The 20,787-nt window shown below is 69.4% G+C and carries 18 protein-coding genes and 1 pseudogene; 9 read left to right on the top strand and 10 right to left on the bottom strand.

Annotated elements, in window-relative coordinates; genetic code table 11:
* Window positions 1–17: 17 nt before the first annotated feature.
* The 5 genes from E3T49_RS04835 to E3T49_RS04815 form a co-directional block, all read right to left on the bottom strand.
* Window positions 18–800, bottom strand: coding sequence for an SDR family NAD(P)-dependent oxidoreductase (locus E3T49_RS04835; RefSeq protein ID WP_134423827.1), 783 nt, complete (start codon window positions 798–800; stop codon window positions 18–20).
* The gene (locus E3T49_RS04830) at window positions 793–2,694 is read right to left on the bottom strand and encodes a PEP-utilizing enzyme (RefSeq protein WP_134423826.1); all 1,902 of its coding nucleotides are present in this window, start codon (window positions 2,692–2,694) and stop codon (window positions 793–795) included. Before E3T49_RS04830 ends, E3T49_RS04835 begins: the two co-directional genes overlap by 8 nt.
* Before the next feature lie 81 nt (window positions 2,695–2,775).
* Window positions 2,776–3,855, bottom strand: coding sequence for a PEP/pyruvate-binding domain-containing protein (locus tag E3T49_RS04825; protein ID WP_134423825.1), 1,080 nt, complete (start codon window positions 3,853–3,855; stop codon window positions 2,776–2,778).
* A complete protein-coding gene (locus E3T49_RS04820; protein WP_241972654.1) occupies window positions 3,852–5,171 on the bottom strand; it encodes a cytochrome P450 in 1,320 nt (439 codons plus the stop codon). Before E3T49_RS04820 ends, E3T49_RS04825 begins: the two co-directional genes overlap by 4 nt.
* A 221-nt stretch (window positions 5,172–5,392) precedes the next feature.
* Window positions 5,393–6,151, bottom strand: coding sequence for an IclR family transcriptional regulator (locus E3T49_RS04815; protein ID WP_241972653.1), 759 nt, complete (start codon window positions 6,149–6,151; stop codon window positions 5,393–5,395).
* 223 nt (window positions 6,152–6,374) lie between these two features.
* On the opposite strand from E3T49_RS04815, the gene E3T49_RS04810 reads away from it, so the two are divergent.
* From E3T49_RS04810 to E3T49_RS04800, 3 genes are all read left to right on the top strand, one after another.
* Window positions 6,375–7,670, top strand: coding sequence for an MFS transporter (locus E3T49_RS04810; RefSeq protein ID WP_241972652.1), 1,296 nt, complete (start codon window positions 6,375–6,377; stop codon window positions 7,668–7,670).
* Between the two features lie 9 nt (window positions 7,671–7,679).
* The gene (gene nucS / locus E3T49_RS04805; RefSeq protein ID WP_134423823.1) at window positions 7,680–8,375 is read left to right on the top strand and encodes an endonuclease NucS; all 696 of its coding nucleotides are present in this window, start codon (window positions 7,680–7,682) and stop codon (window positions 8,373–8,375) included.
* Window positions 8,376–8,460: 85 nt separating this feature from the next.
* Window positions 8,461–9,126, top strand: a complete 666-nt coding sequence (locus tag E3T49_RS04800; protein WP_241972651.1) for an HAD hydrolase-like protein — start codon at window positions 8,461–8,463, stop codon at window positions 9,124–9,126.
* 210 nt (window positions 9,127–9,336) lie between these two features.
* Here the strand turns inward: E3T49_RS04800 and hxlA are convergent.
* Window positions 9,337–9,948, bottom strand: a pseudogene (gene hxlA, locus E3T49_RS04795) (3-hexulose-6-phosphate synthase); the annotation flags it as partial.
* A 75-nt stretch (window positions 9,949–10,023) separates the two neighbouring features.
* Entirely contained in the window at window positions 10,024–10,650 is a 627-nt protein-coding gene (hxlB, locus tag E3T49_RS04790) for a 6-phospho-3-hexuloisomerase (protein ID WP_134423821.1), read from the bottom strand.
* A 99-nt stretch (window positions 10,651–10,749) separates the two neighbouring features.
* Between hxlB and E3T49_RS04785 the strand changes: the two genes are divergently transcribed.
* The 4 genes from E3T49_RS04785 to E3T49_RS04770 all read left to right on the top strand — a co-directional run bounded on the left by E3T49_RS04785 (window position 10,750) and on the right by E3T49_RS04770 (window position 13,889).
* Window positions 10,750–11,586, top strand: coding sequence for a LuxR C-terminal-related transcriptional regulator (locus E3T49_RS04785; protein ID WP_134423820.1), 837 nt, complete (start codon window positions 10,750–10,752; stop codon window positions 11,584–11,586).
* Between the two features lie 76 nt (window positions 11,587–11,662).
* The gene (locus E3T49_RS04780) at window positions 11,663–12,313 is read left to right on the top strand and encodes a class I SAM-dependent methyltransferase (protein WP_134423819.1); all 651 of its coding nucleotides are present in this window, start codon (window positions 11,663–11,665) and stop codon (window positions 12,311–12,313) included.
* A gap of 71 nt (window positions 12,314–12,384) precedes the next feature.
* On the top strand, window positions 12,385–12,609 hold the full coding sequence (locus E3T49_RS04775; protein WP_134423818.1) for a YgaP family membrane protein: 225 nt from the start codon (window positions 12,385–12,387) through the stop codon (window positions 12,607–12,609).
* Window positions 12,610–12,629: 20 nt separating this feature from the next.
* Window positions 12,630–13,889: an MFS transporter gene (locus tag E3T49_RS04770; RefSeq protein WP_241972650.1), complete on the top strand. Its 1,260-nt coding sequence runs from the start codon at window positions 12,630–12,632 to the stop codon at window positions 13,887–13,889.
* Window positions 13,890–14,034: 145 nt separating this feature from the next.
* Here the strand turns inward: E3T49_RS04770 and arsA are convergent, their stop codons facing one another.
* From arsA to E3T49_RS04755, 3 genes are all read right to left on the bottom strand, one after another.
* On the bottom strand, window positions 14,035–15,849 hold the full coding sequence (gene arsA / locus E3T49_RS04765; RefSeq protein ID WP_277613084.1) for an arsenical pump-driving ATPase: 1,815 nt from the start codon (window positions 15,847–15,849) through the stop codon (window positions 14,035–14,037).
* Window positions 15,850–15,858: 9 nt separating this feature from the next.
* Window positions 15,859–16,320: an arsenite efflux transporter metallochaperone ArsD gene (gene arsD / locus E3T49_RS04760; RefSeq protein WP_134423817.1), complete on the bottom strand. Its 462-nt coding sequence runs from the start codon at window positions 16,318–16,320 to the stop codon at window positions 15,859–15,861.
* Between the two features lie 108 nt (window positions 16,321–16,428).
* Window positions 16,429–16,713, bottom strand: a complete 285-nt coding sequence (locus E3T49_RS04755) for a helix-turn-helix transcriptional regulator (protein WP_134423816.1) — start codon at window positions 16,711–16,713, stop codon at window positions 16,429–16,431.
* Between the two features lie 105 nt (window positions 16,714–16,818).
* Between E3T49_RS04755 and E3T49_RS04750 the strand changes: the two genes are divergently transcribed.
* Together E3T49_RS04750 and E3T49_RS04745 are read left to right on the top strand one after the other, a co-directional pair.
* Window positions 16,819–18,360, top strand: a complete 1,542-nt coding sequence (locus tag E3T49_RS04750; RefSeq protein ID WP_134423815.1) for a proton-conducting transporter transmembrane domain-containing protein — start codon at window positions 16,819–16,821, stop codon at window positions 18,358–18,360.
* Window positions 18,357–20,786: a DUF2309 domain-containing protein gene (locus E3T49_RS04745; protein WP_134423814.1), complete on the top strand. Its 2,430-nt coding sequence runs from the start codon at window positions 18,357–18,359 to the stop codon at window positions 20,784–20,786. Before E3T49_RS04750 ends, E3T49_RS04745 begins: the two co-directional genes overlap by 4 nt.
* Window position 20,787 lies beyond the last annotated feature (1 nt).

Here is a 20,787-nt window from a genome sequence, read left to right as displayed (position 1 = left end):
ATGCGCGGGGCCGGTTCCTAGAGGAACTGGCGCCCGCCGTCGACGACCAGGGTCTGGCCGGTGATGTAGTTGCTGCCGGGGCCGGCCAGGAACAGGGCCGCCCCCACGATGTCCTCGGGTTCGCTGGCCCGCTTGAGGGAGCCGCGGTCAACGCCGTACTGCTCCGCGCCCTCGATCAGCCCGTAGCTGGCCTCGGTCAGGGTGAAGCCCGGCGCGATCGCGTTGACGGTGATGCCGCGGTCGCCGAGCTCTTTGGCGAGCACCCGGGTGAGGGCGATCACCCCGCCCTTGGACGCCACGTAGTGGGCCCAGTGGGCGGAGCCGCTCATCACCGTGGCGGAGGACAGGTTGATCACCTTTCCGCCGTCCTGCAGGTAGGGCGAGCAGGCCCGGGTGACCAGCCATGGCCCCTTGAGGTTGACGGCCATCACCCGGTCCCACTCGTCCACGTCGATCTCGTCGAAGGGGGCCCGTGTGATGGTGGCGTAGATCGCGGCGTTGTTGACGACGACGTCGATCGTGCCGGGGCCCGCGCCCTCCCGGCTGAAGGAGGCGGCGGTCAGGGCCATCGCCTGGACGGAGTCGAGCGCGGTGACGTTCACCCCGACCGCCAGCGCGGTGCCGCCGGCAGCCTCGATCAGCGCCACCGTCTCGCGGCATCCGTCGACGTTGAGGTCGGCGACGACCACCCGGTCGCCCTGGGCCGCGAAGCCCAGGGCGAAGGCACGGCCGAGACCGCCGGCGGCGCCGGTGATCAGCACCGTTCGGGGGGATGGTCCGGCCGTGCCCGCGTCAGGCATGGCTGTCTTCGAGGTGGGCGGAGGCCAGGGCCGTGTCGAGCTGGTTCGCCGCGGCCGGGGCCAGGGTGAGGTCGTGCTCGTGGTCCTCCACAATGGTGACGGTGCCGTTGTTGCCGTCGACCCGCAGCCACTGGCCGGTCTGGATCTGGGCCGAAGCGGTGCCGGTGCCGGTGACGGCGGGCATCCCGTATTCCCGGCAGACGATGGCCGCGTGGCTCATCATGCCGCCGATGTCGGTGACGGTGGCGCGGATCTTGCCGAAGATCGGTCCCCACGAGGGCGCGGTGACCGGGGCCACCAGGATCTCGCCGTCCTGCACCTCGGAGAGCTGGTCGGAGCTGCTGATCACGCGGGCCGGGCCCTCGGCGACCCCGCTGGAGGCCGCCATTCCGCGGAATTCGCCCTCCGGCGCATCCGATTCGCCCAGCCAGTTCTTGATCTGGTCGCTCGTGATGCCCCAGAGCATGAGGGTGAAGGGCTCGGTGATGACCGCCGGCGGCGTGTTCAGGGCCGGCTGCGGGCGCTCCGTCGAGAGGGCGTCGACGATGATGCGGCGGCGCGCGACCTCGGCGGGCCAGTAGTCGGGGCCGATGGCGGGAGCGCCGACGCCCCAGCCGGTGACGTAGTCGAAGAGCGTCTCACGCACCTCGTCGCGGCGGAGGTAGAACATGTCGTTCGCCTCCGGCCAGAACCCCTGCTCGTGCAGCATCTTCGAGAGCTGCCGGGCCTTGCGCCAGAAGACGCCCATGGTCCAGTGCTCGATGTAGAAGTTGTGGTTCTCCACGTAGGGGTAGACCTGGCGGGCCAGGCCGAGCTTGCCCTGGAACGCCTCCAGCTGTTCGGGGCTGAGCAGCTCCGAGTACTCCTCGGTGATGCGGTCGCGCTCGGCGACGAGCTCCTCGACCGGGCGGTCGATGTTGTGGCCGGTCTGCACCCGCACGATGTAGTCCTTGATGTACCCGAGCGGCAGCTCGAGGTGGTCCATCCAGTACTTGTCGTGGGCGTAGAAGCCGTTGCCGACCGTGAAGTTGAACCACGGGTCCTGCGCCTCGGCCCAGGCGGCGAGCCACGCGGAACCGTTGGCGTGCGCGGCGATCGCCGCCAGAGTGGCGTCCGGGTTTTCCGTGTCGCCGAAGTGGTCGGCCAGACCCAGTTCGACGGCGAGCTTGGCCAGCTTCTTGAGCTCGTCATCCGGTCGGAACAGTTCCATGTCGACGCCCTGCACCATCTTGGCGACGGCCTGGTCGGGGATGCCCGGAAAGACCTCCTTGCAGAAGGTGAAGAAGTCGAGGTAGGCCACATAGCCGAGGTTGAGGAACTCGAAGTGGTACTGCCAGGCCCGGTAGGTGAGCGAGATCAGCTTGTCGAAGTTGCCGAGCAGCTCGTTGTTCGGGCCGGTGCCTTTGCCGCTCAGAACGTCTTCGACCGGGACTGCGTCGGGCAGCGCCTCGAAGGAGAGCTCGTTCAGCTCGTCGATGGTGCCGCGGATCTTGCCCTGCCACTGCTCGAGCAGGGTCTCCCAGTTCTGGAAGTAGTGGCCGGCGCGCTGCATGAACTGCGGTACGCGGGCTGCGATCTCGGACTCGGGAACGCCCACCGGCGACATGAAGACGTAACCGTTGTGGATGCGGAACTCGATGCCGTTGGCCGGCGGGATCAGGAGGTGGCGGGAGTTGTACTGGCCGAGGCAGGAGACCGCGAACTCGAAGCCGATGGTCTCGAACGGCTTGGTGACGGTGGGCCAGTGCTGGCTGTCACAGAACCAGAATTTGGCCTCCTCGACCTCGCGGCGGTTCTCCTGGAAGACCAGGTTGTAGGCGTAGAGGTCCTTCCAGCCTGCGGCGGCGTCTGAGGGCTTCTGGTCGTACGGGCTGGGGAATGACTTCTCTGTCATGGGTCAACCGTTCTGTATCAAAGGGGACGGGGCGGGTGGGTAGGGAAAGAAGGAGGACGAAAACGGATGCGATGGGCCGGCCTAGGCCTTGCCGGCCTGGCTCATCAGCGACTTCGTGATGCTCTCGATGCCGAAGCCGGCGCTCGTCACCGGGATGGAGCCCGAGGCGGTGGAGGAGAACACCGTCTCCGGCCGGGACTGGAGGAGCAGCAGGTTCTCCCCGTCGGGCAGGTCGCGGTCGAGCGCCCACTCGATGTCCTGCGGGCATTTGAAGTGCTTCTCCGCCTTCTTGGCGATCGCCGCGATGGCGGTGATCTCCGCGTCGCTGATGCAGAGGCGGTCGCGGCGCTCCGGGGGCACCTCGAGCTCGACCAGGGACTTGCTCTCGAGGTCTGGCACGAGTTCGGCGTGTTTGTCGCCGATCTGGCGCTTGACGACCATCAGCATGACCTTGTCGACCGTGATGTTGTCGGGGGTGACCTGGCCGGAGACGACCAGCTCACCGAGGCCGTATGCGGCCTCCATCACGATCTTGGACCGGTCGCCGTTGGTGGGATCCATGGTGATGGCGACCCCGGCGACCCTGGCGTTGACCATCTTCTGCACGGCCACCGCCATCGACAGACCCTCGTTGGGGATGTTGTTCTTCAGCCGGTAGATGATCGCCCGGGAGGTGTAGAGCGACGCCCAGCAGGCCCGGATGTGCTCCGTGACGTCTTTCACGCCCAGAAGCCAGAGGTAGGTGTCCTGCTGGCCGGCGAAGCTGGCATCCGGCAGGTCCTCCGCGGTGGCGGACGAGCGCACGGCCACCGGCACCGGGGAGTCGAACCGGGACTGCAGGGACTCGTAGGCCGCCAGGGTGATGGCATGCAGTTCGGGTGGCACTGGACGTGAGGTGATCTCGGAGCGCAGCTGCGCCGAGACGCGGTCGACCTCGACGATGTCGTTCGGGTCGAGGTCCTTCAGCAGCGCGTGGATGTCGGCCTCGATGCCGGCGTCGTGGATGAACGCGTCGTACGCGGCCGTGGTGATGGCGAACCCGGGAGGGACCGGCATTCCGGCCTTGGTCAGGGCCACCAGCGAGGCGCATTTGCCGCCGAGCAGGTCGTGGGCCGGGGCGACGTCGTCGTCGAAGAACTGGATGAAGGGTGCGTGGGTCATGACTGGGCCTCCCAGGTGACGGGCACCGCGGTGGGTGCCCTGAACGACAGGTTGTCTCCGAAGGTGATCTGCTCCGGGTCGATGATGCGCAGGGTGGGAACGGCCTTGAGGGTCTCCTCGAGCACGATCTTGTCCTGCATTTTGGCGAGCATGTTGCCGAGGCAGTAGTGGATGCCGAAGCCGAACGACAGGTGGGTGCGGGCGTTGGGCCGGTTGATGTCGAACACCTCCGGCTCCTCGAAGATGCCGGGGTCACGGTTGGCCGCACCCATCAGCAGCAGGATGTCCGCGCCCGCCGGGATCGGGGTGCCCGCGATCTCGGTGTCCGTCAGCGCCTTGCGGCGCCAACCCACGATCGACGGGCTGTAGCGCAGCGTCTCGTCGATCGCGGCCGGAATGCGGCTCGGGTCCGCGAGCAGCTTCTGCCACTCCTCGGGGTGGCCCAGCAGCACCCGGATGGTGTTGGAGATCAGCGTGGTGGTGGTCTCGTGGCCGGCGAAGAGCAGGCTGTAACAGACCGAGGCGATCTCGTGGTCGGAGATCTCGCCGCCGGCATCCTGGGCCTTGACCAGGTCGGCGATCAGGTTGTCGCCGCCCTTCTCGTGGGCGTCGGCGACCAGGCGCAGGCACTCGTTCCAGTAGTCGACCAGGTTGTGCGCGTGCGGGATCTGCTCCTCGTCGCTGAGGTCACCCCAGGTCATCGCGGCCCGGGAGTCCGACCACTTCTTGTACGTCGGGACCATCTCCGGCCCCACGCCGAGCAGGCCGAGGATGGTGATGGTGGGGATGTCCACGGCGACGTCTTTCAGGAAGTCGCCGCGGGCATCCGGGTGGGCCAGCATCTTCTGCAGCAGCCGCGCGGTGTTCTCGCGGATCGTCGGCTCCAGCGCCTTGTAGCGGCGCGGGGTGAACTCCTTCTGCACGATGGTGCGCATGCGGGTGTGCTCCGGGGGAACGCGGGCGGACAGGCCGGAGTAGGCGGTGAAGCCGCCGTCGTTCATGATCTTCACGGCCGCCGCACTGCGCGGCCGCACCGGCGCCTGGGCGTTCTCGCTGCTGAACGTCTGCCAGTCGTCGAAGACGGCCTTCACGTCGTCGTAACGGCTGACGATGTAGTAGCCGATGCGCTCGTCGAACATGACCGGCTCCTCCTCGCGGAGGGCGGCATAGGCCGGAAACGGGTCGTTCATGCTGAACGGCTCGTAGCCGTGGTGGGCCGTCGCCTCGGCACCGTGACCGGCGTGATCCACCGGGCAGCCCCCGGGGGCGGCGGATGCTGCTTCTCGCTGTGCCTTCGACGTCTCGGTCTGGGTCACTGGGTGCTCCTTGGTCTCGTCCACAACTGCGGGGAACTGGGACCATCTAATGCCGACGATCCTTGGAATCACTCGGAGCGTCCCACTGGATGGAACCGGATCTCGACAAGCTCGATCACCGGATCTCGACAAGCTCGATCACCGGATCTCGACAAGCTCGATCACCGGATCTCGACAAGCTCGATCACCGGATCTCGACAAGCTCGATCACCGGGGCTCGATCACCGGGGTGGTTTGCGCAGGCGGGCCGCGGGCTGCAGCGCCGAGGGCGGGAGGTGCGCGATGCCGCCCTGGATGCGCTCCGCCGTGCCGAGCAGGATCGGCAGGTTGCGTTCGAGCTGGTGGGCGCGGCTGGTCGGCAGCACGATGCCGAGCCCGCCGAAGATGCGGCCGTCGGCCTGGAACACCGGCACCGCGAGGGAACAGGAGCCGAGGCGCACCTCCTCCGCGGCAAGGGCGAACCCCTGCGCCCGGACCTTCTCCAGTTCCCGGCGGAGCTGTTCCGGGTCGGTCTTCGTGAACGGTGTGCGGGCGACCAGCGTGCCGCCGAGCACGGCGTCCCGCACCCAGTCCTCCTCGAACGCCAGGATCGCGCGCCCCACGGCGGTGGCATGCATGGGCAGCCGGCCGCCGACCCGCGAGGCCTGAGGCACCCGGCGGGTGCCGTAGACCCGGTCGATGTAGAGCACGTCCGCCCCGTCACGGATGGCCAGGTGCGCCGTCTCCTGGGTGAGGCCGAAGAGGTCCTGCAGGTAGGGGCGGGCCACATCCCGCAGCTGCCGTCCCGCGTGCTGGCCGAGCTCCCAGAGGCGCAGGCCGATCTGGTAGCGGCCGCGGGCATCCCGCTGCACGGCTCCCCACTCCTCGAGCTCGCCGAGCAGGCGGTGCACGGTGCTCTGCGGCAGCCCGCTCTCGGCGCAGATCTCGGAGAGCGACCGCGGCGAGGGGCTCTGCTCGAAGACCGCGAGAATGCTCAACACGCGACTCGTCACGGATTGCCCGGGTGACGATGAACGACCGGCCACGGTGCCCCTTCGAAACGCTTGATCCCTGGTGGCAGTCTACGAGCGTTCCGGCGGTCGCGGCGGGGCGCGTCACCCCCCGTTCGGTCGTCTTCGGCGGTGCCGCCGCGGCAGCCCCTGCGGCACCCCCTCCGTGGGCCCCGGACACGCGGCCCGGTGCGTTTCGGATAACTTGGAGGGTGTGACCGACACCGCCCGAAACCCTGGAACCGCCGATCCCCAGGCCGCCCGGCCAGGGCTGCTCGCCTGGCGGAACGCCGTTTTCGCGCTCTTCTTCATCAGCGGACTCGCGCTGGCCACCTGGATGTCCCGCATCCCGGCCGTGCGCGACGGCCTCGAGCTGTCGACGTCGCAGGTGGGCATCGTCATCTTCGGCCTCTCGGCCGGATCGGTGATCGGTCTGGTCGCGGCGGTCGGGCTGCTCGCCCGCCTCGGCGCCCGGCGCGCCCTGGTGCTCGGCGTCACGATCTCCTCGGCCGGGCTCATCACGGCCGGGGTCGGCACCAGCCTGCTGGCGTCCACCGAGGTGGTCTTCGCCGGCCTGGTCCTCGTCGGCCTCGGGATGGGATCCGTCGACGTCATGATGAACGTCGAGGGCGCGGCGGCCGAGCGTGCCGTCGGCAAGACGCTGATGCCGCTGATGCACGCCTGCTTCAGCCTCGGCACCGTGGTCGGCGCGCTGGCCGGCGCGGGGGCATCCTTCGTCTCGCTGCCGGTGTTCTGGCACCTGGCCGGGGTCGCGACGCTCGTGCTCGCCACGGCCGTCGTCGGCGTGCGGTACATCCCGGTGCGCTCGGAACTCGGCGACGTGCCGGCGCCGGGCGCCCCTTCGGGTGCGGCGTCGGCCGGCCCCGCGGCGGCACCGCTGTGGCGGGAGCGCCTGCGTGCCGGCCTGTCGGTCTGGGGCGACACCAGGATCCTCCTGATCGGCACGATCGTTCTGGGAATGACCTTCGCCGAGGGCTCGGCCAACGACTGGCTGGCCCTGGCCGCCGTCGACGGGCACGGGTTGAGCAACACGGAGGGTGCCATCGTCTTCGGCGTCTTCGTGAGCGCGATGACCGTGGGCCGGGTGTTCGGCGGTCCGATCCTGGACCGGTTCGGGCGGGTGCCGGTGCTGCGCGCGTGTGCCGCACTGGGCATCCTGGGCCTGGTGCTGTTCATCCTCGCGCCGAACGACGTGCTGCTCTATGCCGGCGCGGTGCTCTGGGGTCTCGGCGCGTCGCTCGGCTTCCCGGTAGGCATGTCGGCTGCCGCCGACGACACGAAGAACGCCGCCGCCCGGGTCAGTGCCGTCGCCATGATCGGCTACTTCGCGTTCCTCGTGGGCCCGCCCGTGCTCGGCCTGCTCGGCGAGGCCTGGGGCATCCTGAACGCCCTGTTCCTGATTCTGGCGTTGATGGTGCTGGCGGGCCTGGCCGCGCCCGCCGCGCGCGAGCGCAGCTATTCGGCGCCCGCGCCCGCCGCACGCGGTTAGGCTCGAACGGTGCGCCTTGTGATTGCGAAATGCTCCGTCGACTACGCCGGGAGACTCAGCGCGCATCTGCCGCTGGCCACCCGCCTGCTCATGATCAAGTCGGACGGCAGTGTGCTCGTGCACTCCGACGGCGGCTCCTACAAGCCGCTCAACTGGATGAGCCCACCGTGCAGCCTGGCGCTGTCGGACCCCGATGACGACCAGACGGATGCCGGCGTCACGGCCGTCTGGACGGTCACCCACGCCAAGACCGCCGACCAGCTCATCGTCAGCATCTATGAGGTGCTGCACGACTCCGCCCACGAGCTCGGCATCGACCCCGGGCTGATCAAGGACGGCGTCGAGGCCCATCTGCAGAAGCTGCTGGCCGAGCACATCCACCTGCTCGGCGACGGCCACACCCTCGTGCGCCGGGAGTACATGACCGCCATCGGCCCGGTCGACATCCTGGCGAGGGATTCCGCGGGGGGATCCGTCGCCGTCGAACTGAAACGGCGCGGCGACATTGATGGCGTGGAACAGCTCACCCGCTACCTCGAGCTGATGAACCGCGACCCGCATCTGTCCCCGGTCAGCGGCGTCTTCGCGGCGCAGATCATCAAGCCGCAGGCGCGCGTGCTGGCCGAGGACCGCGGCATCCGCTGTCTCGTGCTCGACTACGACGCCATGCGCGGGCTGGACGACACGCAGTCGAAACTCTTTTAGGACTGGTGGCTCACGCAAAAGCGTATTAGTCTCAGCTTCTTAAGATTTATGCGGGAGTTCTTGTTCCTGCCCCTAGTATTAGCCTGTGATTTCGACATTGACTCGCACCTGGAGTGCCATCCTTTTTGACCTCGACGGAACGATCACCGATTCCGCCCCGGCCATCACCAATTCTCTCGCTCGCACCTTCGCCGTGCTGGGCCGCCCGGTTCCCACCGACGCGGAGCTCACCGCCTACGTGGGCCCACCCCTGCTGGCCGCTTTCAGCGAATACGCCGGGATGACCGCAGACGAGGCCGTCGAGGCTCTTGCCGTCTACCGCGCCGATTACCAGGAACGGATGCTGGACACCGCCGTCTACCCGGGAGTCGCCGGGCTGATCGAGCGCCTCCACGATGCGAAGATTCCGATGGCCCTCGCGACCAGCAAGCCGGAGCACCATGCGACCGCCGTGCTCGAGCACTTCGATCTGGCGAAGTACTTCACGGTGATGGTGGGCTCCTCCGATTCGGAGACCCGCAGTTCCAAGGCCGACATCGTGGCAGAGGCGCTCACGCGACTCGGCGCCGTCGGGGCCGACGTCGCCACCCCGGTGATGGTCGGCGACCGCCGGTACGACGCCGAAGGGGCTGCGGCACACGGCGTCCCGACCATCCTCGTGGAGTGGGGCTATGGCTCCCCGACCGAGGCCGCCGGCGCGCACGCGACCGTCTACTCCGTCGACCAGCTCGCCAAGCTGCTGCTCGGCTGACCTCCCCTGACCCGTTNATGGCTCCCCGACCGAGGCCGCCGGCGCGCACGCGACCGTCTACTCCGTCGACCAGCTCGCCAAGCTGCTGCTCGGCTGACCTCCCCTGACCCGTTCCACACGACAAAGCACCCTCGCCTTGCGACGAGGGTGCTTTTTCGCGTTCAGGCAGAACTGACGGCTCGGCGGGCCTCCGGGTGCGTCAGATGATGGCGAGCGCAGGGCGGCTGCGGCGGCCGCCGGGTCCTCGGCGCCGTAGATCGCTCCGCCGGCGACGGCCACCCGGGCACCGGCACGCTGCACGGAGGCGATGGTGGCCACACTCACACCGCCGGCCAGGGAGAACGGAACCCGGGCGGTCTCACCCTGGTTCAGCAGGGTGGCGAGCGAGAAGCCAGGCTCGGCCTGCTCGTCCAGGCCGGCGTGCATCTCCACGAAAACGGCTCCGAGCTCGGTCACCTCACGGGCCCGGGTCACCTTGTCGGCGACGCCGATCAGGTCGACGACGACACCCTTGCCGTGCTTGGTGGCCGCGGCGACGGCTCCGATGATGGTGCTGTCCCCTGCGGTTCCGAGCACGGTGACCAGGTCGGCGCCGGCCGTGAACGCCAGGTCGGCCTCAAGCTCGCCGGCATCCATCGTCTTGAGGTCGGCGAAGACCGTCTTGTCCGGGTGCGCGGCCTTGACGGCGGTCACGGCGCGCATGCCCTCCGCCTTGATCAGCGGGGTGCCGAGCTCGATGATGTCCACGTAGGGGGCGACCTTGGCGGCCAGTTCGAGGGCGGCATCCGTGGTGACTACGTCCATGGCGACTTGCAGCTTCATGATTGTCTTCTTTCCGGTTCTGGTTGGTCTGACTGGGTTCTGGTGGGTTGTGGTGGGTCTGAGCGCGGAACAGCGCTATTCGAGGTTCGAGTGGCGCGGCCACAGTTCGTCGGCCGTGGCGCCGGATGCCTTCCACAGGCTGTGGAAGATCGCGTCGCCGAGCACGACGACGGTCTGCTCGAAGAGCGCCCCCGAATATTGGATCGACAGGAGACCGTCGTGGTCCTGCTTCTGGGCCGCCGGCACGACCACGGTCACGGCGGCGAGCGCGGCAAGCGCGGAGTCCGCGGCGGTGGTGATCGCGATGACCTGGGCACCGCATGCCGCGGCCGTCTCGGCCGCACGCACGACGGCAGCCGTGGTTCCGGAGCCGCTGGCGGTCAGCAGCACGTCGCCGGCGGCGATGGCCGGGGTGGTCACCTCGCCGACCACGTGAACGTCGAGACCCAGGTGCATCAGCCGCATCGCGGTCATCCGCAGGGCCAGGCCGGACCGGCCCGCGCCGAGCACGAACACCCGCCGGGCGCCCTGCAGGGCGGACGCAGCGCGGTCGAAAGGCGCGGCGGTGCCCGGGTCGGTGGACGAGCCGGGGGCGACGCCACCAGCCGAGGCCAGGAGCTGGCGCACGATACCCGCGTTCTCGGCCGCGATCGCGGCGATCGATTCGGTCACGGTCGGAAGGGTGTCGGTACGAGAAAGCATTCCTTTATCGTCCACTCTTTCGGGTGGGTGTGCCGCCCACCGAACGGGCAGGATGCCTACCCGAACGAATGGCTCAGGGCCCTCCGCTAGGCTGCTCGGGTGACTTCACCGCATCCGCCCCACTCGATCGAGCCGTTCGACTCCCGCTCGGCCTCCGCCGAACGTGCACGCGTCGTCGCCGACCTCACCGACCGGCAGGCAACCACCCTCGAATCCCTGCTCGCCGTGCTCCGTTCCCGGGACACGAGCGACGCCGCAGCCCGGCAGACCGCGATCGACCTGGCCGCGACGGCCATGGTGGCGCTGCGCGCCGTCTCCGACCACGACCGGTCCCTCTCCGAGGAGCCCGTGGCCCAGGCCTTCGAGCGTCTGCGCGACGATCTGCGCCCGCTGGTGCGCTTCGGCGACCTCGACGTGCAGTTCATCGAGCCGCCTGTGAACGGCCGCGCCCTGCCCGGCGAGGTCGCGCACGCCGCCCGAGCCATCGTGCGCGGCGCCGTTCTGGCCCTGGTCGAACAGGCCGGGGTGGCCCGGGTGCGCGTGCACTGGGACTGCGACGGCAGCAACCTGCTGATCCACATCCGCGACGACGGTTCCGGGGACCTCACCCCGGACAGCCCGAGCATCAGCCGGTTGACCAGCCGGGTGGCCGCACTGAACGGCACGCTGCGGCTGGAGGCCACGGCCGGCTGGGGGTCCGAAATGGCCGTCAGTCTCCCGCTGGACGTGCCGCTCGCCCCGCTCACCCCGGCCGCCGCCTGGGGCCTCAGCCCGCGGGAGAAGGGCGTCCTCGAGCTGGTGGCCTCCGGCGCGCGCAATCGGGCGATCGCCGAGGCGCTCTCGATCAGCGAGAACACGGTCAAGTTCCACGTCGCCAACCTGCTGCGCAAAGTGGGCGCCACCACCCGGGCGGAGCTCGCCGCACTCTCCCGCTGAGCCGCCGCTTCCGTGCCAAACTGGCCTTCGCGCAGCATCCGTTCCCGGCGACGGATGCCCGACGAGAGGACACGCCATGGACGCCACCGAATGGGACACCCGCTACCGCCTCGCCCGTGAGGCGCAGGCCGGTCAGGCCGGACGCCTCTGGTCGGCCCTGCCGGCACAGATCGTGCAGGACACCGTGAGCCCGTTCACTCCAGGGCGCGCTCTGGATCTGGCCACCGGCGACGGCCGCAACGCGATCTGGCTGGCCGGCCGCGGCTGGGCCGTCACCGCGGTCGACTTCTCCGCCGAGGCCATCGGCCAGGCCCGTGAGCACGCCGCGGCGGCAGGCGTGGCGGTGGACTGGCAGGTCGGCGACGCCACGACCTGGGACCCCGCGGGCGAGACGTTCGACCTGATCACGGTGATGTACCTGCACCTGCCGGAGCCCGCGCTGCGGGGCGTCGTGGAGCGCGCCGCGGCCCGGCTCTCCCCCGGCGGGCACCTGGTCGTGCTCGGACACGACCGGGCCAACCTCGGGACCGGGGCTCCGGGACCGACGAACCGGGACATCCTCTACACGCCGGAGCTGCTGCGCTCCTGCATCGACCCCGCGAGCGTCGGCGCCGTGCGCGTCATGCGGTGCGAGACCATCCGCCGCGACCTGGCCACCGACCCGGAGGCCCCCGGCGACGGCGGCGCCGCCTTCGCCCTCGACACCCTGCTCGTCGCCGAGGCCTGAGCCCGGCGCACACACTTTCCGACTCGTACCCCCGGGGGTATAATGGCTTCATTCACGAGAAGGAGTATCTGATGGCTCTCATTCAGTTCCTCGGTTCGACCGCCGGCCGCTGGGTCCGCATCATCGCCGGGGTCATCCTGGTTATCCTGGCCGTTGTCCTCGGCGGCTGGTGGCTGCTGCTGGCCGCCCTCGGCGCCGTGTTCATCGCCGCCGGCGCCTTCGACTTCTGCCTCCTCGCCCCCCTCGCGGGCAAGCCCCTCCGAGGCTCCGAGTTCCGTAAGACCTTCACATCCTGACCCCGGAGGCGCCGGCACCCGTGACGCCGGGCGTCGGCTCCGGATTCGCGCCCGTCGACCATACGCCGCTGCAGCGTGCGGTGGTGCGGGTGCTCATCGCCGGCCAGGTCCTCGGCGGGATCGGGATGGGCGCCACGCTCTCCCTCGGCGCCCTGCTGGCCGCGCAACTCTCCGGCTCGAGTGCCTGGTCGGGCATGGCCGCCACCATGAGCACCCTCGGCGCCGCCCTCGTGGCGGTGCCGCTGGCCCGCTTGGCCCAGCGCCGCGGGCGCAGCCGCTCACTCGCGACCGGCTCGCTGATCGCCGGCTCCGGCGCTGTTCTCGCCATCACCTCCGTGGCGATCGACGTCTTCCCTCTGCTCCTGCTCGCCCTGATGCTGCTCGGCGCCGGCTCGGCCACGAACCTGCAGGCCCGCTTCGCCGCCACCGACCTCGCGAGCACCACATACCGGGCACGGGACCTGTCCATCGTGGTCTGGTCGACGACCATCGGCGCCGTGCTCGGCCCGAACCTGTTCGGCCCCGGCGAGGTCGTGGGGAAGGCACTCGGCCTGCCGCCGCTGACCGGGGCTTTCGCCTTCTCCCTGATCGCCACTGTTGGCGCGGCCGTGGTCTACACCGTCGGCCTCCGCCCCGACCCGCTGCTCACCGCCCTCGCCGCCCGCGAGGTCGACCCCGCCCACGGAACGCGGCGTGGCGGCCTGGCCCTCGTACGCACCAACCCGCAGGCCCGCTACTCGGTGGCCGTGATCGCCCTCAGCCACGCCACCATGGTCGCCCTGATGTCGATGGCCCCGGTGCACCTGCGCGACCACGGTGCCACGCTGACGCTGGTGGGACTGACCATCAGCCTTCACGTGGCCGGCATGTACGCGCTGTCGCCCGTGTTCGGCTGGCTGGCCGACCGCCTCGGGCGGATGCCCGTCATCCTCCTCGGCCAGGCCCTGCTGCTGGCCTCGCTGACGATCTTCTGGCTGGCCGGCGAGTCACAGACCGCCATGACCGTGGGGCTGATCCTGCTCGGACTGGGCTGGTCGGCATCCGTCGTCGCCGGTTCGGCACTGATCGCCGAGGCCGTGGACGTGCACGACCGGGCCGCCCTGCAGGGCTTCTCCGACCTGGCGATGAACGGAGCGGGCGCCCTCGGCGGAGCCCTGGCCGGCCTGATCCTGAGCGCGATCGGCTATTCCGGGCTCGGCCTGGTCACCATGGCGCTGGCGGTCGTCATCGTCGTCTGGTCGATCGTGCGCGGTGCCACGGCCCGGCCGATCGTGCGCTAGCGACGTGCTCATCGCAGGCGGAGCGCCGCACCCGGTGTCGAGCCGATTCGACGGAGATTTTGCCGTGAAAGCGCTCTTTCCCCGCGATTAGGGGCGATCCGGCCAGAATCTCCGTCGAATTCGTTCGGGGCCGACGGGCGGGCGGCTAGCGAACGGATGCCGGCGCGGGCTGCCTCCCCGACGCCAGGGCGAGCAGGGCGGGAATGCCGACCGGCTCCTGCGCCAGCAGGGGCACCACCGCGAGCCGCGGGGCACGCTTCTCGTGCACATGCTCGAGCTCGGGGAGCTCGTTCCGGGCCCGCGCGAGCAGCAACGGACTGGTCGGCGCCGCCGCGGCGATCGAGTTGTTCACGATCCACGCCCACGGCGTGATGCCGGCCCGTTCCAGGTCGGCCTGCAGTTCCGCGGCCTCGAGCACGGGCGTGGTCTCGGCGAGGGTGACCAGGATCACCTTGGTCTGCTCCGGGTCCTGCAGCCGCATCATCGGCGTGGTCAGACGGATGCCGTCACCCAGTTGCCGGGTGACCTCACGGTGGTACGACCCGGTCGCATCCAGCAGCAGCAGGGTGTGGCCCGTGGGCGCGGTGTCCATCACGACGAAGGTGTTCTTCGCCTCCCGGCTCACGCGGGAGAACGCCTGGAATACAGCGATCTCCTCGGTGCACGGGGAGCGCAGGTCCTCGCGGAGCATGGCCTGGCCCTGCTCGTCGAGGTGCGCACCTTTGGTGCGCATGACCCGCTCGGTGTAGTTCGCGATCTCCACGGCCGGGTCGATCCGGGACACGGTCAGGTTCGGCACTGCGCCGACCAGGGTGTCGTCGAGGTGCGCGGCCGGGTCGGTCGTGGTGAGGTGCACGGGCAGCCCGCGGTCGGCGAGACCCACGGCGATCGCCGCCGCGAGCGTGGTCTTGCCCACGCCGCCCTTGCCCATCAGCATCACCAGGCCGTGACCGCCGGCCTCGATCTCGTCGACCAGGACCGAGAGCGGGGCACCCGGAACAGCCGTGTCGACGGTGGCAGCGACCGGCGCCTGCGCGATCTCGGGCTCGAGCAGGCTGCGAAGAGCCGCCAGGCCCACCATGTTGGAACTCTTCAGCTCCACGTAGTCGGTGGGGGCGTTCTGCAGCCCCGCGGGCAGCTCGGCGAGCGCCTGCTGCTCGCGTGCCCGGATGGCCGCGAAGAGCGGGTCGGCTGCGGCCTCGGCAGGCGTGCCCGCATCCGCGTCCGGTCCGGCCGGCAGGATGCCGTTGACCACCAGATACTGCCGTTCCATGCCGATGGCCGCCAGTTCGGCCTGGGTGCGGGCGGCTTCCCTCAGGGTGGAACCCTGGGCGCGGGCCACGAGCACCAGCCGCGTTCGCGCAGGGTCGGAGAGCGCCGCCACGGCGTCGGCGTAGACGGCGCGCTGCTTCTCGAGGCCGGAGAGCGGCCCGAGGCAGGACGCGTCGCCCGTTCCCTCGGTCAGGAAGTCGGTCCACGACCCGGGCAGCTGCAGCAGGCGGATGGTGTGCCCCGTGGGGGCCGTGTCGAAGAGGATGTGGTCGTACGCGGCGGTCCACGCGGCATCCGTCAGCAGGTCGGTGAATTCGTTGAAGGAGGCGATCTCCGTGGTGCAGGCTCCCGAGAGCTGCTCCTCGATGGAGGCCACCTCGGCGGGCGGCAGCAGGCCGCGGACCGGGCCGACGATGCGTTCGCGGTACTGCTCGGCCGCCTGTTCGGGGTCGATCTCGAGCGCCGACAGCCCGGGCACCGCCGCGATCGGGGTGACCGTGTTGCCGATGGTCACTCCGAAGACCTGACCCACATTGGAGGCCGGATCGGTGCTGACCAGCAGAACGGATGCCCCGCCCTCGGCCAGACGCACCGCGCTCGCGCACGCGATGGAGGTCTTGCCGACCCCGCCCTTGCCGGTGAAGAAGAGGAAGCGCGGGGCGTCGTGCAGGAAGTGCAGGGTCGTCATGATCGGCCCCTAGCAGCAGCCGCCGGTGCCGCAGCAGCCCGCGTCGGCGTCCTCGGCGTCCTTACCCGGTGCGGGAGCGGCCATGGCCAGGAGCCGCGCCGATCCCTCGGGCTGCACGGCCGCGAGGTGGCTGGTCTCGTCGGTGTCGGATGCTGCCCCGGATTCGGCCGCTCCGCCGGTCCAGTTCGCGAGCTCGGCCCGGGAGGGGTAGCGGCCGGTGAGCACGGTGGCGCCGCCGACGAGCGTGACGGGCAGCCCTTCCTGGCCGACGGTGTGCAGGAACTGGCGGGCCACCTCGTTCTCCACGAAGGCGAGCGGCTCCTGGGCCAGGTTGAACCGGGCGACATCACCGCCGTTCGCGCGGGTGAAGTCCAGGTCGGCGGAGAAGGTGACCAGCGCCTGGTCGACGTCGACTCCGCAGATGCCGGTGCCGCAGCAGAGTCCCGGTTCGAAAATCTCGATGTGTGCCATGGGTGACCATCTCCTCAGCCGGCATCCAGCGGGGACGACTTGTCCGTGATGACGGTGTTCCCATTATATCGACGGATATCGATATTGCGCGAACCCTGCGCGGGTCTGTTAGCCGTCGTGGACATTGCCGAACGTGGCCAGCAGCTCCCCGATGCGATGATCGCGGTCCAGAGGGTGCCGAAGCGGCATCGCCGTGTTGAGCCGGTACGTGTTGCGGCGGCCTTCGCGCTCGCGGTCCAGGTAGCCGGCTTCCTCCAGCTCGGTGACGATTCGCTGCGCCGCTCGCTCGGTGATGCCGACCTGCACGGCGACGTCGCGCAGCCGCACGTTCGGGTTGTCCGCCACGCACAACAGCACGTGGGCGTGGTTGGTGAGAAACGTCCATGTCGCCATGCTCGATTATCTCCCACCCGACTGCCGTCTCGGCACACTTGATTCAGGACATTAAACATGTGCTATGTTTTTCCTGTTTTATAAGTCGTGTTTTGAGAGGTGTCAATGCTGGACTGGCTTGTTGTTGGTGGTGTGACTCTGACACCGTGGATCGCGGGGTTCTGCGCCGCGATCTTCGCCCGGTCGGGGATGAGCGGGGACACGGCGGCCCGGCTGGCGGCGACAGTGGTCGGCTTCGGGTTCGCCGGCACCGTCACGGTCGCCATCGCATCCGCTGCCGGAGTGCACCGGACGACCTGGGTGGTGTTCGGGTCCACGTCGGTCCAGCTGGACGCCCTGGCGTTGATCTTGTCGATGCTGGTCCTCGGACTCAGCGCGCTGATCCAGGTCTTCGCGATTCGGTACCTGCGCGGCGACCGTCGCCAGGTCTGGTTCGTCGTCTCGGCCAATCTGCTCACCGGGTTCACCGTGTTGATGGTGTGCGCAGGATCGGTGGCCCTGTTCGCGGTGGCCTGGGTCGGTGCCGGGGTGGCCCTCGTGCTGCTTCTGGCCACCTATCGGCCGTTGGCCCAGGCGCGCGATGGGATCCGACGCACCGGGATCCGGTTTGTAATCGCGGACACGGTGTTCCTGATTCCGGTGCTCATCCTGCTGGTCGCCGCCGGAGGAGACGTACCCTGGGCTCGGCTCGGCTCGGTAACGGACTCCCTGCCGCTGCCGCTGACACTGACCTGCGCCGCGCTTCTCGTGGTGCCGGCGTTGGCGCGCTCAAGCCAGATCCCGTTCCACGGCTGGTTGCCGTTCACGCTGGCGGCGCCCACACCGGTCTCTGCGCTGATGCACGCCGGGGTGGTCAACGCCGGCGCCATCCTGCTGATCCGGTTCGCCCCGGCCATCGCTCCTCATCAGGCGGTCATGATCGGGGTGTTCCTGGCCGGAGCCGCAACGCTCGTCTACGCGTCGGCGGTTCGTCTGGTCCGGCCGGACGTGAAGGGCCGGTTGGTGTACTCGACGATGGCGCAGATGGGATTCATGATCCTGGCCTGCGGCTTGGGAGCATACGCGGCGGCGATTTTCCATCTCGTCGCCCACTCCCTGTTCAAATCCACCCTCTTCCTCGGGGCCGGCATGGGGGTGCGCCAGCACGCTGTCGATCGGGACCTCCCACCCCGTCCGACCCGCTCACCGTTCGCTGTCCCGGTGGCCGTGAGCCTGTCGGTGCTGGTTGCGCTGGCAGCGCTGACGGCAGCCAAATGGATGTTCTCCCCGACCGTGTCAGCGGCCAGTGCCGGTCTGCTGGCGTTCGTCGCGCTGACCGCAGCCGTGGCCCTGGGCGCTGCGCTGCGCACCACCTTCACCCTCCGAACGTTCCTCACCGGAACCGCTTCGATCGGTGTGCTGGCGTTCGGGTATGTGGCTCTCCTGCATGTGTTCACGGCGGCACTGGAACCCGCGACCACCGTCGCCGCGCCCGCCTGGCTGCTGGTTGTGCCGGTCATCGGGCTCGTCCTGGTGCAACTGCTCTCCCGCAACCCGAACCGGTTCGAAACCCTTCGTGACGTCGTTTACGCGAGGACGATGGCGCCCGCCCTGCCCCGCCTGTCCGCGCTGCCCCGCTCGTCCGCGACCTCAGGAGTCCCCTCATGAATTTGATTCTTCGCGCCCAGGTGGCTGCAGCGGCCCACGACATCGTGCCGCACTGGCCCCTGGAGTCCTTCATCGCCGTGAACCCTCTCGCGAGCCACGAAACCCGCCCGTTCGAAACCGCCACCACCCCGGGCGTGGTGCTCACCCGGTCTCGGGACGCCTACCTCGCAGACGTCGAGCGCGGCCGCATCGTCGATGCCGACCTCGAAGCAGCCCTGGCGGAGCGTGTCCCCGAGCTTGCCGGACACCTCACCCTCGGCGGGAAGACGGCGTCCGCGGTGGGCGTGGCGGTTCTGGACATGAAATCCACGTCGTGGAGTTCCCCCGCCGCGACCGCCCCATCGGCTCCCTGGCTGGACGAGTACCTGGCCGCCTGGGTGTCGTCCTACCTGAACCCGGACCCCCTCTGGGCGATGCCCCACACCCAGCGCGGCTTTTACCAGGCGTGGCGAATCCTGGCCCGCCGGGACCCGTCACTCCCCCGAACGGTCCGCCGGACGGCGGCCGAGCTGCCCGCCGAGCCCGACGCCGCACTCGCGTGGGCCCTGGTCAAGCTCGGGGTCGCCGCCGAGTCGGTCACGGAGACGCTCCGAACAGAGCTGCACTACCTGCCCGGCTGGGTTGGTCAGATCAAGTGGCGGGCCGAGAAGATCGGTGACATCGACCTGCTCTCGTACCTGTCCGTGAGGCTGACCGTTCGAGCCGTTCTGGGTCTGTCCCTCTCTCCCTCCTCACCCACACCGCCGGTAGCCGACGAGGCGCCGCCGACCCTGCGCCACCGGGCCGAGCACGTTGCCCGGTCCATCGGCGGCAGTCGCGTCGACCGGGAAGAAATCGCGGCCGTGATCCGGGTCCTGGCCACCCACCCGGTGGCCGATCACGCGTTGACCTGGCAGAAGGCCTACGAGCTGCATTACCGCGCCGCCCTGGTGCACTCCGTCAGGGACACCGATCCCTTCACCCCTCGCCCCCACCTGCAACTGGTGATGTGCATCGATCCCCGGTCCGAAGGCATCCGGCGTCACCTCGAGAACCTCCCCGAAGCCGAGACGTTCGGGTTCGCAGGATTCTTCGGGGTCCCCGTGCGCTTCTCCCGCTACCTGGCCCGCGGGGCCGTCAATTCGCTGCCGGCTCTCCTGACGCCCCGCCACCACCTCACCGAACACCCGACCGACTCGGCGAAGGCGAAAGACCACGTGATGCGCGGTCGCAGCCGGGATGCGCTCCGACAGTCGACCCACCAGGCCGACTCCGGCACCGGGACACCGTTCGCCTTCGCGGAGGTGACCGGATGGCTGTACGGCGCCATCAGCGTGCTGCGCACCCTCACCCCCACCCTGCAGGCGCGAATCCAGCGGTTCCTGACCCCGTCGACGGCCACGCTTCCGAGCAACGTGACAATCACCGACTCGTTCACCCTGGAGGAGCGGGCCGCGATGGCTGAAACCGCGGTGCGGATGATGGGCGTGACACAGTTCGCCCCGCTGGTCGTGCTCGCCGGCCACGGATCCGAGTCGGTGAACAACCTGTACCAGTCGGCTCTGGATTGCGGCGCCTGCGGCGGAAACCCCGGCGGGGCGAATGCCCGCGCCTCCGCCGCCATCTTCAACGACCCCGACGTGCGCGCCCTCCTGGTGCCCCGCGGAATCGTCATCCCCTCCGACAGTTTCTTCATCGCGGCGGAGCACAACACCGTCACCGACGCCGTCACGCTTCTGGACCGTCACCTGATCCCCGAGAGCCACGTCGATGCGGCGGGAACGTTCGATCGGGCACAACGGACAGCGGCCGGGTTGTTGCTCAGGGAACGGGCCAGGGACCTGCCCGGGGCATCCCCCCGCTCCCCCGGCCGGGTCCAGGGACGCGCCCACGACTGGGCGGAGGTGTATCCGGAGCTGGGGCTTGCCGGAAATGCGGCCATGATCATCGGACCGCGTCAGATGACCCGCGGTGTCAACCTGGACCGGCGGGTATTCCTGCACTCCTACCAGGCCGAGCTGGACCTCGAGGGTGCCGCTCTGGAAACGATCATGACCGCGCCCCTGGTGGTCGCCCAATGGATCAACCACCAGTACTACTTCTCCGCCCTCAACCCCGCCAGCCTCGGCGCCGGAACCAAAACCATTCACAACGCGATCGGCACCATCGGAGTCCTCGCCGGCCACACCGGAGACCTGCGCCGCGGCCTGCCCTGGCAATCCGTCGGCCTCGGCGACCGACTGTTCCACGAACCGATGCGCCTGACCGTCATCATCCAGGCGCCCCTGGACAGCATCGGGCGCATCGTCTCCCGCAACCAGGTGTTGCGCAACCTGCTCGACAATGACTGGATCACCCTCACCGCACGAAACGACCCCGCAGCCGCCTGGCACCGCTACACCCCGTACGGCTGGACGGCCGCCTCTCCCCCACTGAAAGGAACCTGAC

Origin of the sequence: Cryobacterium cryoconiti, assembly GCF_004403065.1 — a bacterium.
Classification (GTDB): Bacteria; Actinomycetota; Actinomycetes; order Actinomycetales; family Microbacteriaceae; genus Cryobacterium; species Cryobacterium cryoconiti.
This window is presented reverse-complemented; position numbering and strand designations above follow the sequence as displayed.

What these genes read in the sequence shown, in the direction of transcription:
- E3T49_RS04835 (WP_134423827.1), bottom strand. Translation starts at nt 800, where the DNA reads ATGCCTGACGCGGGCACGGCCGGACCATCCCCCCGAACGGTGCTGATC.
- E3T49_RS04830 (WP_134423826.1), bottom strand. Translation starts at nt 2,694, where the DNA reads ATGACAGAGAAGTCATTCCCCAGCCCGTACGACCAGAAGCCCTCAGAC.
- E3T49_RS04825 (WP_134423825.1), bottom strand. Translation starts at nt 3,855, where the DNA reads ATGACCCACGCACCCTTCATCCAGTTCTTCGACGACGACGTCGCCCCG.
- hxlB (WP_134423821.1), bottom strand. Translation starts at nt 10,650, where the DNA reads ATGCTTTCTCGTACCGACACCCTTCCGACCGTGACCGAATCGATCGCC.
- E3T49_RS04780 (WP_134423819.1), top strand. Translation starts at nt 11,663, where the DNA reads ATGGACGCCACCGAATGGGACACCCGCTACCGCCTCGCCCGTGAGGCG.
- E3T49_RS04775 (WP_134423818.1), top strand. Translation starts at nt 12,385, where the DNA reads ATGGCTCTCATTCAGTTCCTCGGTTCGACCGCCGGCCGCTGGGTCCGC.
- arsA (WP_277613084.1), bottom strand. Translation starts at nt 15,849, where the DNA reads ATGACGACCCTGCACTTCCTGCACGACGCCCCGCGCTTCCTCTTCTTC.
- arsD (WP_134423817.1), bottom strand. Translation starts at nt 16,320, where the DNA reads ATGGCACACATCGAGATTTTCGAACCGGGACTCTGCTGCGGCACCGGC.
- E3T49_RS04755 (WP_134423816.1), bottom strand. Translation starts at nt 16,713, where the DNA reads ATGGCGACATGGACGTTTCTCACCAACCACGCCCACGTGCTGTTGTGC.
- E3T49_RS04750 (WP_134423815.1), top strand. Translation starts at nt 16,819, where the DNA reads ATGCTGGACTGGCTTGTTGTTGGTGGTGTGACTCTGACACCGTGGATC.
- E3T49_RS04745 (WP_134423814.1), top strand. Translation starts at nt 18,357, where the DNA reads ATGAATTTGATTCTTCGCGCCCAGGTGGCTGCAGCGGCCCACGACATC.